This is a genomic window from Cerasicoccus sp. TK19100 (genome assembly GCF_027257155.1).
In the GTDB taxonomy this organism is placed as follows: Bacteria; Verrucomicrobiota; Verrucomicrobiia; order Opitutales; family Cerasicoccaceae; genus Cerasicoccus; species Cerasicoccus fimbriatus.
In genome coordinates this window covers 36,291-49,592 of sequence record NZ_JAPWDU010000010.1, presented here as the reverse complement: position 1 = coordinate 49,592, position 13,302 = coordinate 36,291, and the positions used below count along the sequence as shown (strand labels likewise).

Genomic DNA, 13,302 nt, shown 5'->3' with positions numbered 1-13,302 from the left:
GGCTCACGCTTGCGTGATGCCGCCATTGCCACAACGCCAGCTACGGCATCACGCAAGCGTGAGCCCTACATCACAAACGGGTAAATTTATCTCAAACCGGCCCTTCCGGTAAATGCGTTGGCCTACCCAGCGCGCCTACAGATAATACGCGGCCTGGCGGTCTTCCTCACTGGCACCGCGCAGGCGGTAGCTGAAAAAGTGGTCGTAATGCGCGGCGCGCCATTCGCCGTCGGCTGAGTCGTTGTAGCTCAGGAATATTTGGCGGCGGAAGCCATTGGTGTTGTTCGGTCCGGCCTCGTGCGGGGTGAAGCAGCCAAAGAAAATCACGTCGCCCGGCTCGGCGCAGACGACATCCGGCTCGACGCCGTCGACGACCTTGGGGTCGAGGAACGTTAGCTCGCCGGGTTCGTTGATGAGGCCGTTCTTATGCAGGCCGGGGTAGAGGGTGGTCGCGCCGTTTTCGATGGTGGTATAGTCCACGGCGATGCAGACGGAGATCGCGCTCGTCGGCAGGCCCTGCCACCAGGTGTAGTCCTGGTGCAGCTTGTTGCCGTGGGTGTGTGGCGGCTTGTAGATGAGCTTGTCTTTCATCAGCCGTGGTTCGCGGCCCTCGTAAATGGTGGCCAGCACATCGCAGATACGGCGGTCGCGCGTCAAGCGGCTCCAGAAGGGATGCAGGTCGGTAAAGGGATCGATTTTCCAGATGACTTGGTTTTCGCCCGTGCGCTCGAGGCGGAGATTGTGCGCGCCCTGCAGCTCTTCCATCGCCAGCAGGTCGTCGGCCTGCGCTTGGAGGGAGCCAGCGAGATCCGCCAGCAGGCCCTTTTTCACCAAGTAACCTTGCTCTTGGTATTGGGCGAGCTCGGCGTCGCTCAGGCCGAACTGTAGTGGCTTGCGCGCAGCAGCGCTCGCCGTCCAGGAAAGCTTTTCGTCCAGGCTGCGGGCCGGGGTGTGCATGGTGGGGGTGACGGTGCTAATGGTGTTCATGCCGACCATTATAACATCGCCAGATGACGGTTTCGCGCCAATTATTGCCATAATTGTGTCATTTAATGACTACAACGAGGCCTTGCATGACTGTATCTACGGTGGACCGATCCCGGTGGACGCCCTGCAAGCGTGCCTGGCGCAGGCAGGTTTGGGCTTTCCGGTGCAGACCACGGTCGTGCCGGACACCAACACCACGGCGCGGCTGGATTGCTGGGATTTTCGTCCGGGTGACGGGTTGATCTACCGCACCGCGGCGCGAAAGGGAGCGCTGGGCAAGGATTGGCGAGAGGCCTGTGACGCCGCGCAGTGGCAGCGCAGCCTGCAATTGCGCATCCTCGAACTGCGCCGACGCGCGCTCTCCACGGCACAACCGGTCAACGCCGAGGACGAGGCCCGGCTGCGGCAATTGGCGCTGCATCACTGCCAGGCGCTGCTGCCGGATTGGCGCGAGGCCGTCGACTATTGGGTGGACGCCGTGATTCAGCGCACGCAGGCAAAAATCCACGATGCGCATCGGGCTTGCCTGGCCTTTTTATTAGAGGCGGCCGAGCCGCTGCCGACCATTGGCTTTGCCGGGAGTCGCTACCATCACGCGATGCAGCAGCTGCTGGCGTCGTTTACGGCGGAGGGCATCCGGCATTGGCTGCTGCAGGGGTTGGAGGTCGTGGGCGAGCAGCTCGCCGGAGATCAGCGCCGGCTGGATACCAGCATGCGCCGCGCGCTCAACTATATGGAACAGCGCTTGGCTGAGCCATTTAGCCTGGACGAGATTGCTGTGGCGGTCGGGATGAGCCCGGCGGCGTTTTCGCGGAAATTTAAGGCCTCGCTCGGCCAGACTTTCACCAGCTACGTGCAAGCCCTGCGGCTGGAGCGGGCAATCCCGCTACTGCTGCATTCCGACCGCTCGGTGCTGGATGTCGCGCTCGATGCCGGCTTTGGCTCGGTGGAGCAATTTCACCGCGTCTTTAAGGCCCAACTCGGCGTGACCCCGCTGGCGTATCGCAAGGGGCGGATGGGAAAATGAAAGTGCGTTGGGCGTGATTAACGGCGACGGCGTCGCAGCCAGACACAGCCGGCAAACGCGGCCGTAGCCATGCCCAGAGCGACGGTGGCAGGCTCGGGGACGGCGGTCATTTCCACGACGCCAAGGTAGATGAAGCCGCTGCTGTTGTTGTTCGCGGCATCGGGTGAAATGGTCAGCGTAATGAGGCCGCCCGCCGTCGGTGTGATGTCGCTAACGGTCACCGTGGAGGTGATGTTGCCAGTGGCGTTCAGCGCGGCCGAACCACTGTTCTCCCCCTGTAGCGTGTAGAGCGAGGATCGGTTGTCCGATGGGCCAATACGTGAGGCATAGAGGGTGAAACTGTAGGTCTTGCCAACGTCCAGTCCGGAGAACTCCAGCACGGCCAAGTCGTTGCCGCTGCCGCTGCCCCAGGTGCTGTTGGCATCGTAGAAGGAATTACCCGTCGCCGAGCTGGGGTAGGGGGCTGACGCGGAGGTGGTGCCATTGCCGTTGATGCCATAAAAGGCGTCGGTCGTCTCCAACTGAATGCCGGTGCCAGTGCCGGTGGTGTCTAGGAGGTCGCTACTCAGCACGGCGAGGTCGGTTTCCGAAAAGTTGTTCCACGTCTCGGGCTGCCCCGTGGTGGAGCCACCAAAGTTAATCAGGACGGTTTGCGCCAACAACATGGACGGCGCGACGAGGGTCGAAACGAGCAAAGTTTTAAGGAGCATTTTTGGGTGGAGCTAAAAGTATTAATGGGCACGCGCCCGCGTGCTTTGTGCGGTTATTAGTAACCCATGTGCGTAATGGGTGTCAATGTTATCGGCTCAGTCTGCCGCGACTTTAGGGCCTGGCGCTACTGAGCCGTGCCTGAATTTTCCCAATGCATCGCCGCACCAAAGCACGCCAACCGAAGCACCTGAGCAAAAAAGTGCGTTCCCCTGCTGGGTGTTTTTCAAAAAGCCCTATGCTTCTTTTCCGAAAAGCCTACTGCTTCTTTTTGAAAAAGCCCTATGCTATGTTTTGAAAAAGACGCATGCTGTGTTTAGGAAACAACACTACTGTTGTTGAGGCAACATAGCCACTGTTGTCGTCCCAACAACAGTAGTGGCTTTTTGGAATCTTTCCATGGGGCTTTAAGACATCCTTCGCAAACCACCTCCAACAACCCAGGATGGTCGCGAACTCGTGGTGAAATGGTTTCATGTCTTGCAGGATTATTCGCCTAAATAAAAATCATTGTTAGTTTGAAAATATTTAGGATCGTGCATGAAAGATTGCATGTATAGCTTAAGTTCTGTTCAGAAAATGAATATCCCAAAGGAAAGATACAACACTATCGGTGCATTAATTGCTGTATTGTTCATTTTCTTATCGATGGGAACCTTATCGCACTACCAAGAAAAATTGAGTAGTGAAGTGACAGTCCTTTTGGGTGGTGGAATATTCTTCGGATTCTTCCTCATACATGCCGTCGCTCAAATGTTGAGTGGTTATACATGGAAGAATCTCGTCCCTTGGAACAATGGAGTATCGAGAGAGGATGCTCCTGTTAAGTTCTGGACAGAAATCGCATTGGAGCTCGCCTTTGGCGGGTCAATTTTCGTCTTGTGTATTATATCGGTCGCAAATGGCTGGACGCATTAACCGAGGCAGAACCAGTCGCTAGACTCAATTCCGCTAGCGCTTCATCGAGTCAGCTCAAACGTTAGGAGAAAGAATATGACACACAAGATTTTAACCCTACTTATATTTTTCAGTCTGTTCCTCTTGTTGGGGTGTAACCAAAAAAAAGAGTATTCAGTAGAGGACTTCACACTTGATGATAATGGAGCCCCATCTATGGATCTATCCGGAGATTGGGCAGCCGAATGGATTGATCCTGAAAGAAAAACAAAAGAAACATTTGTGATGTCCATTGAGCAAATGCAAGGAACTCTAAGTGGGCGTGCGGCTTTCAACGATGGAAATGAAACCAAGGCAGACATAACCGGAAGAGTATCAGGTTCTCATCTCTTAATTCAGATGAACCCAAAACCGACTGCTCCATACATCTCATTACCGGAAACAACTTGGACAGGAGAAATCACAGAAAATGGCATTATTGGAGAATGGTTTTTAAACGGAAGACCGTATTCTGGGTATGCGAACACAGGCCCTTGGTCGGCCAAGATCGTAAAATGAGACTATGAATCCCAACCAGACGGGAGATGACAACTCCGAGTAGCACTGTCGCGCTACTTTCCGCGCATTCCCTTTACGGTATCTCAAAGATGAAATGCCCAGTCCACGGAAAGGCTCTGATCATTTAGGCAAAGCCTACAGACTACAAAGATGATTGGAGTCCAAGCGGAGAGGCCGTACGGCTTTGGGGCAGTATTCACGGTCTATAGATTTCGACCATAAGCTCACAAAGGATGAGTGGTACACTCAATAATCAGAAATCTGGTATTGTCCTGAATGCGAACCCCAAGCACGATTGGAAGGTGTATAAGATAACCAGTCAGGATATGTGAAGGAAAACGCTGCGCCTTTTTCGTCCATACCCTTGACGGCGACATTTGCCGCGTTAACTCTTAACATTACTAACATCCATGGAAACCAGCTCTACTGCACACGGTAAAAACACTGCGAAAAACGGCGTCATTTTATTGGTCGTTTCAAATATAGCGCTTTTCTTAATTGTTTTACTTGGAATACAGATTCCGCAAGGGGCTTTCGCGCTACTTGGCGGTCTCTCAACGATAGGTTTGATTATGGTTTTTGTTGCGATTACCAAACATCACTATCGAGCGAAGTGGCTATTTTGGTTTTTGATTGCCTACTCGTTGTTACTGCTGATCAGCCCGCCGATAGGAACGGCCATTGCCCTCGTAGTTTTTATTTTCTTAGCCGTGAAAGGTAAGTCATTTTTCGCGAGGACGGTTTGAGCACGGCACAAAACGCAGCGGCGATTGCGGAGAATCGCCCTCCAGTTTAGAGGTAGGTAATCTAGGCCGTTGCCACTTCGGGGATGCTGCCGTTGATGATCTCCAGGAAGGGTGGGAGGATGCTGCGGGCTTTGCCGGGGCCGATGCCTTTGATCGACATGGCTTCCTCGGCGGTGGCTGGCTTGAGGGCGGCCATTTGCTGGAGGACGGTGTTGGGGAAGATCGTGTAGGCGGGCGGGTTGCCGCGCTTGCGGCGCATCTCGTTGCGCAGTTTGACGAGCTGCTCGTAGAGGGCGTCGTCGGGCTCGGCGTGGGGGGCGGTTTCCAACTCGGGCCAACTGAGACGCGGCATCGTTTCGCCAAACATCACCTTGCTGCCGGTTTCGGTGAGCTCGAGCAGGGGATACTCGCCATCGGTCACGGTCAGGTAGCCGCTGTTCTCCAGCTCGTCGAGCAGCTTGCTGACGAACTCCGTGCCGTGCTTCTTGAGCAGGCCGTGGGTGGAGAGCTTGTCGAGGCCGGGCTCGAGGATCGTCTTGGCTTGGCTGCCGGTGAGGCACTTGACCACGCGGTCGCGGCCGTAGCGCGCGCGCCATTGGTGGCGGCCCTGGCGATCGCTCATGCGGGCCACGCCGCTGAGGGCCTTTTTCACGATGAGGGCCTGTTCGTCGTCGACGGGTTTCACGTCGCCCCCGCGATGGCGGCAGCGGTCGCACTGGCCGCACTCGGCGGCGTCGGCGTCTTCAAAGTATTCGAGAATCCACTGCTGGCGGCAGCTCTTGGCGTAGGCAAATTGGATGAGACGGCGAAGCTTGTCCTCGTCGCGCTGCCGCTTGATGAGCAACGCGCGGGCGTCGAGGCCGAGGTCACCCGCGGTGCGCGCTTGTTTGACGATGCGGGTGCCGCGCAGGCGTGAGCCCGGCACGTCGAAGCGCTCGATAACGCCCGCGCGACGCAGCTGGCTGAGCGCGGAGCTGACGGCCATGCCGTTTACTTTGCCCGGCAAAGTATCGCAGATTTCCTCGATGGAGAGAAACGCTTCGGCTTGTTCGTTGGCGCTCCTTTGCATCACAGAGTAAATGCTGTGGATGAGGCTCAGCGTGGGGTTGGCGCCTTCGATAAAAAACTCCTGCGTGGTCTTGTCGGCATAGCAGAAAAGCATCTCGCAGTAGGCGGGCTTGCCATCGCGCCCGGCGCGGCCGGCCTCCTGATAGTAAGCCTCGATGCTGCCCGGCATTTCGTAGTGGCAGACGAAGCGGATGTCCGCGCGGTCGATGCCCATGCCGAAGGCGTTGGTGGCGACGGCGATGGGGACCGCGCCCCGGACAAAGCGGTCCTGCGCCGCGTCGCGCTCATTGGGCGTCATGCCGCCGTGGTAAATGACGTGCTCGACGAACTCCTCGCGCAGCAGCGACGACACCTCCTCCACGGACTTGCGGCGCGCGCAGTAGATGATGCCCACGCCGTTGTTGTCGATGAGCTGGCGCACGCGCTTGATCTTGTCCTTGCGCTTGTCGATTTGCTTGATCGCAAAGCTGAGGTTGTCGCGGCCAAAACCGGAGACAAACGTCGCCGGTTGGCGGAGTTTTAAATTGGCGGCGATGTCTTCGCGGACCTCTGGCGTGGCCGTTGCGGTAAAGGCGGCGCAGGTTGGGTGGCCGATCTTTTCGAGGGCTTCGCCGAGGCGCTGGTAATCGGGACGGAAGTCGTGGCCCCATTGGGAAATACAGTGCGCCTCGTCGACCGCGAACAGCGAGATCTTTACGCCCTTGAGCGAATCAATAAACGACTGCGCACGGAAGCGCTCGGGGGCGACGTAGACGAGCTTTAGCTCGCCGCGGCGGAGGTCATCCAGGCAGGCGCGCTGCTCATCCCAGCTTTGCGAGCTGTTGATCATGGCCGCCGCGATGCCGCGGTTGTTGAGCGCGTCGACCTGGTCCTTCATCAGCGCGATGAGGGGGGAGATGACGAGCGTCACCCCGGGGAGCATCAGTGCGGGCAGCTGGTAGCAAAGGCTCTTGCCGCCGCCGGTGGGCATGATGACCAACGTATCGCGCCCGCCGAGGATCGAGGCGACGATCTCGTCCTGCGGCTCGCGAAATTGCTCGAAGCCGAAATGTTTTTTAAGTCCTTCTGCGGGCGTCATGACCCTCTAAATAACTGCACGAAATAGCAGTGAGTCGAGGCCCAATTTGGCGGAAGTTTTTTATTCGTTGAGCGACAGGCGTTTGGGAGTGGGGAAAGGCGCGCTCGCAGCCTGGCTGAGCTTGGGATTGACAGCCTTTGTCTGCGTGATAGCATACAGGTAACCATTACCCCAGTTATGATCTCATTGAAACAAACCCTTTGCATTTCTGCGTTCGGCGCACTTGCGGCCACGGCCAGCCACGGCTTGGTCATCATTGATGGCACCGCGCCAGACTATCTGAACAACGGCAGCTTTGAGACGCTCACGAATTGGTGGATCGACAGCTCGCCAACGCCCTTGTCGGCCGACCTGAATCTCGACCAAGGCTTCTTGCAGCGCAACACGATCACCCCGGCCGACGGTAGTTGGTATTCCGTGGTTGGGGCTAATTCCGGTGCCACGGAACTGCGCGGTTTTTACATCGATACCGGCTATGATTTGTCTGAGGGCGATACCTTCGACCTAAGCTTTTTTGTGGGCAATCACCAGAGCGTGGAAAGCTCGGACACCATTGCCTGGCGGCTCTTAACGACGACCACCGACACCGACCAAGGCACGGTGGAAACAATTGTTGCCAGTGGCACGGTATTGGCAACCACCAGCACCACGATGGAGGAACGCTCGCTAACGGGCGTTGGTTCTGTGACGAGTGGCATGTCTGGTGAACGGCTTTTCCTCGCCTTCTCGCCTGGTAATTTAAATGGAGACTACGTGGCGCTGGATGAGGTGAATTTAACGCTCGTCCCCGAGCCGCAAACCTACGCGCTCATGATGGGGGCCGTGGCACTCGGCGGTCTGCTCTGGCGGCGTCGCCAAGCTTAAGTTTCCCGGTAGGCCTCGACGAGGCGCTTGGTTAACGACTCCATTTGCGCGGCATCTTGCGCGGTGATGGTTTGCGCGGTGTAGCAGGCGCGGTAGAAGAGCTCGCTGACGGGCTGGCAGAGTGCGCTTGGCACGTTGCGCTGTGTTTGCAGTTGGCGGGCGATGTCGGCGGGGGTGGTGGCAATGTCGTGCACGAAGCCGAGCTTGATCAACGCCTTGAGCATTGCGTGGTAGCTGTAGATGACTTGCTCGCGGGGCGACTGCCGACCGAGCGCACGTTTGAACTGCTCCGCAATGCGGTGGGCCGGGTGGTCGCCCGACTGGAAGTCCGGCTCAGCGCTGTCCTCCTGTTTGCTGAAAAATCGGGTCAGATACGGCAATAGAAAATACGCGGCGGCTGCGAGGATGACGAAGTCCCACCAGCGAATTTGCAGGCTGCGCGGCTCGGCGGTGCGTTGCATGGCTTGGTAGGGCGGCTCGCTTGGGTTGAGATCGATGCCGATCAGGTGGAGCAAAAAGCCGATGATGACAAACACCGATACCAGCCCGGCGGCCAGCCCCACGATGATTAGCGCCAATTGCCCATGGTCCCGCCACGAGAGGTAGGCGCGCGACTCGGGCGGGTCGTAGCTCATCTGAAGCGCGAGCAGCAGGATGACCGGCACGCACCAGAAAAAGCGAATGCCTGCCAGCCCCCAAAAGGCACCAATCAACGCCAGCAGCACGCCCACACGGAGCAGCACATCGGTCTGCGATTGGGAGCGCAGCGCGGTCAGCCCGATTAGCCCGAAGCCGATACCCATGGCGACGCGGCGGGGCAGTTCCTCGCCCGCCATCAGGTTGGCACCGGCCAATACGATGGCGATGGGCAGGGCAATTTTCCAACGCCCGTCCAGGTATTCCCAGTCGAGATCGCTGACTTTAACGAGGTATTCGTTGAGCGCGATTGCGACCGCGACGCCGAAGAAAATCGTGATCGAAAGACCGAGGGCAGTGCTGGTGGTGAGCGTCCCCCAGCCACCGGACCAGAGAGGCAGAATGCCCAGGCTCGCGATCAGCGCGCCGTGGAAAATGTGCGGGGTTAACGCTCTCACAGCGGGCCGCCTTTCATGGCTTGTTCGAGGCCTTGTTCGAGGTCTACCCACCAGACGGAGTCCACGCGGTCGCCGATTTCGGCGGCGAGGGCGTGGCGGTCCGGTCGTTGAGCGCGCTCCTGCGGTGTGGTTTCGAAGGCGACCATGCCTTCGTCATCAATGATCACCAAAAATACCTGGCAAGGCTTCCAGGCGAAGAGCTCCAGCAGTTCATCGAGCTCGGCAATGGTGAAATTGGTCCGCCGCAAAATCAGCCAGAAGGTCGAGCCGTCGCGGATGATTTCCGGGTGCGCCTGCAACTGTCGGTAAAGCGTTTCGTTGGATGTTTCGCGGACCGGGATCAGCGCGTCGAGAATGCCGACGAGGTGCTGGTGACCGTAGTCCATTTCGATGAAAATCTGTGGCTCGCTGTTGATGAGGACGCCCGCCGGCTGGCCGCCATGGATGGTCTTGGCGGCGAGGCTGGCGACCAACTGCACACCGTATTCCTCGGTGGAGAACTTACCCGTGCCCGCGCGACCGGCCAGCGAAAGGTCGAGCAGCAGGTAAGTATTGGCGGGCGTAATCTGCTCGTACTCGCGCACCATCAGCTCGCCCGCGCGCGCGGTCTGCGGCCAGTGAACGTGGCGGTAGGGATCGCCGGGCACGTATTCGCGCACGCCGAGTTGCAGGTCGCTGTCGCCAGCGCGGGCGCGCGGCAGGCCTTCGGGTATAGCGTCCGGCGTGCCGATGCCGGGCGGGCTCGCGGGCATGTCGTAAACGTGGGGAAACACGGAAAAAGGCTGCCGCACATCGAGCCGCTGCGAGAAGATAAAGATGTCCAGCGGGTCGGCCAGCTGCACGTTGACCGGGCCCAGGGTGTAGCGCCCGCGGTCCAGGTAGCACTCCGCGTTGTAGTGAAACTCCGTGGCCGAGTGGGGCGGGAGCACACCGGGCAGGCTGAAGTATTGCTCAGCCTCCATTTCGGGCTCGAAATGATCTTCCACCAGCAGCCGGAAAATGGGAAACCAATGCCGGTTCTGAATGGTGAGCTTTACCTCGACGCGTTCGCCTTCGCAGGCACCGTCCACGCACACGCGGCGCACGCGGATCAGCTTGCGCTGTTGCATGACGATCAACGCACAGCAAAAGCTGAACGCGGGGATAAAAACACCGGTGAGCAACAGGGCAGCGTTGCCAAAATTCCACCCCATCATAAACAGCATGCCTGAGCCCAACAGCGTCAGACTGCGGTTGATGCGTTGGCGCTTCTGCTCGGTGGCGTTCATGGGTTACTGCGTGATCGGTGCCTCGACGCCTTGCAGGATGTCGTTGATCACGCCCGAGGCGGACTCGACATTGACCACCGAGCGTGTCTTTAAAATTACACGGTGCGCGAGGACGAAGCTAGCGACTTCTTTGACGGTGTCGGGCTTCACGTAGTCGTCGCCTTTGAAGAGGCTCTGTGCCTGGCTGGCGCGCATCAGGGCGAGTGAGCCGCGCGGGCTGGCACCGACGGCGAGGCGCTCGTCGTCGCGCGTGGCGGCCATGATGCGCGCGATGTAGTCGAGGATGTTGGGCTCTATGTGAATCTCGCGCACGGCGGCTTGCGCTTCGCGAACTTCGTTAACCGATATGACCGGCTCCACGTCGAGCACGGGGTGATGCCGCACTTGCATCTGCATGACGCGCGCCTCCTCCTCGACGCTTGGGTAGCCGAGAGAGAGCTTGCCGAAAAAGCGATCCAACTGCGCCTCGGGCAGGGAGAAGGTGCCCTTGAGCTCGATCGGGTTTTGCGTGGCGATCACGAAAAACAACGACGGCAAATCGCGCGTCACGCCGTCGACGGTGACAGTCTTTTCGCCCATGGCTTCGAGCAGGCTGGACTGCGTGCGCGGGGTGGCGCGGTTGATCTCGTCGGCCAGTAGGACGTTGGCGAACACCGGCCCGGCGCGGAACTCAAACTCGTTGCTTTGGCGGTTGAACACCGAGACTCCGGTCACATCCGACGGCAGCAAGTCGGGCGTGAACTGGATGCGCTTGAAGTCGCCGGCGATGGACTTGGCCAGTGTCCGAGCGAGGATCGTTTTGCCGACGCCGGGCATATCTTCGATCAACAGGTGCCCGTCGCAAACGAGGGCGATCAGCACGCCTTGCATGGCACCGGGCTTGCCGACAATGACGGACTCCAGACTCTGGCGCAGCCGGGAAAGTTTGGTAACGATATTTGAATCCATAGCGATCGCGGATAACGGTTGCTACGGATTGATAACGCCGCGCCGGGCAAAGTCAAAGGGGGAGTCGAGGGCGAATAGCGAATGGCGAACGCGGATCCAAGGCGGATCGCGAACTTCCACGTTCGCTTACTATCCAACTGAATTTCAAGTCGTGGAATATATGCGAACGTGGAAGTTCGCGATCCGCCAAGCGCCGGTTCAGCTTCGCCAAGGAATCACCTGTAGGCCATCTACTCGCTCGAAGTGGCGCACGTTGTCTGTGAGTAAATTCAGCCCGAGGGCGATTGCGTGCCCGGCAATGAGCACGTCATAGTCGCCGATTGGCGTGCCTTGGCTCCACAGCTCGGCGCGAACTTTGGCGGCGGAGATTGCGGCGGCTTCATCGAAGGGAAATTGCTCCACGGCTTGAAGAAATTCCTGCACGCATTTGCGTTCCTTGGTGCCGCCGCCGTGAAAGACGCCTGTGTGCAATTCCATTACAACAATGGATGACAAGCCGACTGATTCGTCTGCAAGTGCCAACGGGGCGTCTTCGCCACGGAGCAGCTTGATGACCGCCGAGGTGTCGAGCAGGATCATCCGCCGAAGCCGGGGGGAGGGGTGGTGGTCTGCGGGAACCGCTCGAGTTTAACCGGGCGCTTGGCGCAGCGCTTTGCCAATTCACCCAGGGTGGTCCGGCGGGGGCGAATGTGAATCGTGTCGCCGTCTTGCTCCAGCTCGACTTCTTTGGCGTCACCCAGCCAATCCCGCGGGATGCGGACCGCGAGGCTGCGACCGTTGCTGAATATTTTGGCCGTTTTCATGGGCATATGCTGGCATATGACGTTCGCTGTGGCAAGGATTATTGCCCGCGATTCACCATTGACCCCGGGCGGGAATCCGCATTGCTTAGCCGGTTTCCTTTCAACCCAACCTTATTATGCTGCAAGCAGGCATCGTCGGACTGCCCAACGTGGGCAAGAGCACCCTTTTTAACGCCCTTACGCGCACCCGCAAGGCGGAGGCCGCCAATTACCCATTTTGCACGATCGAGCCCAATGTGGGCGTAGTCGAAGTGCCGGACGAGCGCCTGGAGCCGCTGCGCGCAATCGCCAAGACGCAGGTTATCATCCCGGCGGCGATTGAGTTCGTGGACATTGCGGGCCTCGTGGCTGGCGCCAGCAAGGGCGAAGGCCTGGGCAACAAGTTTCTCGCCAACATCCGCGAGGTGGACGCCATCGTGCACGTGGTGCGCTGCTTTGAGGATGACGACATCATCCACAAGGAAGGCTCCGTCGACCCGATTCGCGACATCGACATCATTAACACCGAGCTCGTGCTCGCTGACCTGGAGTCCGCCGAAAGCCAGCTCGACAAGAACCGCCGCCGCGCGAAGGGACAAGACAAGGAAGCCGTGGCTAACGCCGCGCTGCTGGAAAAAGTCGTCAAGCACCTCAACGACGGCAAGCCCGCCGTGACGATGGACCTGAGCGACGACGAGCGTGAGCTGATGAAGACATTCTGCCTCCTCACCGCCAAGCGCGCTCTTTACGCGTGCAACGTGGCCGAGGCCGACCTCGCCAACGGCGGCAACGACTTTACCAAGAAAGTCGCCGACTGGGCTGCCGAGCACCACGGCGCTGGCTCGTGCGTTATCTGCGCGCGCATCGAGGAAGAGCTTTCCGAGCTGGAGCCCGAAGAGGCCAAGGAATTTCTGGCCGACCTCGGCGTATCCGGCTCCGGTGTTTCCGGGCTGATTCAGGCGGCGTATTCGCTGCTGGGCCTGGCGAGCTACTTCACCGCGGGCGAAAAGGAAGTTCGCGCCTGGACTTTCCATGTCGGCATGAAGGCGCCGCAATGCGCGGGCGTAATTCACACCGACTTCGAGAAGAAATTCATTAAGGCGGAAGTTGTCAGCTACGACGACCTCTTGGCCGCAGGCTCCGTCGCCGCCGCCCGCGACGCCGGTAAATACCGCCTCGAAGGCAAGGAATACCTCTTCAAGGATGGCGACGTGGCGCTGTTCAAGGTGGGCGGCTAGTCGCTTGCATTGATTTAGCTGGCCATCCTCGAAAGCTAA

At 58.8% G+C, this 13,302-nt stretch carries 14 protein-coding genes; 6 read left to right on the top strand and 8 right to left on the bottom strand.

What is annotated here, in order from left to right:
• Nucleotides 1-135: 135 nt before the first annotated feature.
• Complete coding sequence (locus O3S85_RS20245; protein ID WP_269542981.1) at nt 136-987, bottom strand: phytanoyl-CoA dioxygenase family protein; 852 nt, start codon at nt 985-987, stop codon at nt 136-138.
• Nucleotides 988-1,042: 55 nt separating this feature from the next.
• Between O3S85_RS20245 and O3S85_RS20240 the strand changes: the two genes are divergently transcribed.
• Nucleotides 1,043-2,014, top strand: a complete 972-nt coding sequence (locus O3S85_RS20240; protein WP_269542979.1) for an AraC family transcriptional regulator — start codon at nt 1,043-1,045, stop codon at nt 2,012-2,014.
• Nucleotides 2,015-2,031: 17 nt separating this feature from the next.
• Here the strand turns inward: O3S85_RS20240 and O3S85_RS20235 are convergent, their stop codons facing one another.
• Nucleotides 2,032-2,724, bottom strand: a complete 693-nt coding sequence (locus O3S85_RS20235) for a PEP-CTERM sorting domain-containing protein (RefSeq protein WP_269542978.1) — start codon at nt 2,722-2,724, stop codon at nt 2,032-2,034.
• Nucleotides 2,725-3,301: 577 nt separating this feature from the next.
• On the opposite strand from O3S85_RS20235, the gene O3S85_RS20230 reads away from it, so the two are divergent.
• From O3S85_RS20230 to O3S85_RS20220, 3 genes are all read left to right on the top strand, one after another.
• Nucleotides 3,302-3,640, top strand: a complete 339-nt coding sequence (locus O3S85_RS20230) for a hypothetical protein (RefSeq protein WP_269542977.1) — start codon at nt 3,302-3,304, stop codon at nt 3,638-3,640.
• A gap of 75 nt (nt 3,641-3,715) precedes the next feature.
• The gene (locus O3S85_RS20225; protein ID WP_269542976.1) at nt 3,716-4,177 is read left to right on the top strand and encodes a hypothetical protein; all 462 of its coding nucleotides are present in this window, start codon (nt 3,716-3,718) and stop codon (nt 4,175-4,177) included.
• Nucleotides 4,178-4,587: 410 nt separating this feature from the next.
• On the top strand, nt 4,588-4,923 hold the full coding sequence (locus O3S85_RS20220; RefSeq protein WP_269542975.1) for a hypothetical protein: 336 nt from the start codon (nt 4,588-4,590) through the stop codon (nt 4,921-4,923).
• A 61-nt stretch (nt 4,924-4,984) separates the two neighbouring features.
• On the opposite strand, the gene O3S85_RS20215 is transcribed toward O3S85_RS20220, so the two are convergent.
• Nucleotides 4,985-7,069, bottom strand: coding sequence for a RecQ family ATP-dependent DNA helicase (locus O3S85_RS20215; RefSeq protein ID WP_269542973.1), 2,085 nt, complete (start codon nt 7,067-7,069; stop codon nt 4,985-4,987).
• A 177-nt stretch (nt 7,070-7,246) separates the two neighbouring features.
• On the opposite strand from O3S85_RS20215, the gene O3S85_RS20210 reads away from it, so the two are divergent.
• On the top strand, nt 7,247-7,933 hold the full coding sequence (locus O3S85_RS20210; protein ID WP_269542971.1) for a PEP-CTERM sorting domain-containing protein: 687 nt from the start codon (nt 7,247-7,249) through the stop codon (nt 7,931-7,933).
• Here O3S85_RS20210 and O3S85_RS20205 read toward each other — a convergent pair.
• The 5 genes from O3S85_RS20205 to O3S85_RS20185 form a co-directional block, all read right to left on the bottom strand.
• Nucleotides 7,930-9,027 carry a DUF4129 domain-containing protein gene (locus O3S85_RS20205; protein WP_269542970.1) on the bottom strand — a complete coding sequence of 366 codons (1,098 nt, stop codon included), beginning with the start codon at nt 9,025-9,027 and terminating at the stop codon, nt 7,930-7,932. The genes O3S85_RS20210 and O3S85_RS20205 overlap by 4 nt on opposite strands.
• On the bottom strand, nt 9,024-10,295 hold the full coding sequence (locus O3S85_RS20200; RefSeq protein WP_269542969.1) for a DUF58 domain-containing protein: 1,272 nt from the start codon (nt 10,293-10,295) through the stop codon (nt 9,024-9,026). The genes O3S85_RS20205 and O3S85_RS20200 overlap by 4 nt, the downstream gene beginning before the upstream one ends.
• 3 nt (nt 10,296-10,298) lie before the next feature.
• Complete coding sequence (locus O3S85_RS20195; RefSeq protein ID WP_269542967.1) at nt 10,299-11,243, bottom strand: AAA family ATPase; 945 nt, start codon at nt 11,241-11,243, stop codon at nt 10,299-10,301.
• A 198-nt stretch (nt 11,244-11,441) separates the two neighbouring features.
• On the bottom strand, nt 11,442-11,822 hold the full coding sequence (locus tag O3S85_RS20190) for a PIN domain-containing protein (RefSeq protein ID WP_269542966.1): 381 nt from the start codon (nt 11,820-11,822) through the stop codon (nt 11,442-11,444).
• Entirely contained in the window at nt 11,819-12,046 is a 228-nt protein-coding gene (locus O3S85_RS20185) for an antitoxin (RefSeq protein ID WP_269542964.1), read from the bottom strand. Before O3S85_RS20185 ends, O3S85_RS20190 begins: the two co-directional genes overlap by 4 nt.
• Nucleotides 12,047-12,162: 116 nt before the next feature.
• Between O3S85_RS20185 and ychF the strand changes: the two genes are divergently transcribed.
• Nucleotides 12,163-13,263, top strand: coding sequence for a redox-regulated ATPase YchF (ychF, locus tag O3S85_RS20180; protein ID WP_332107564.1), 1,101 nt, complete (start codon nt 12,163-12,165; stop codon nt 13,261-13,263).
• Nucleotides 13,264-13,302 lie beyond the last annotated feature (39 nt).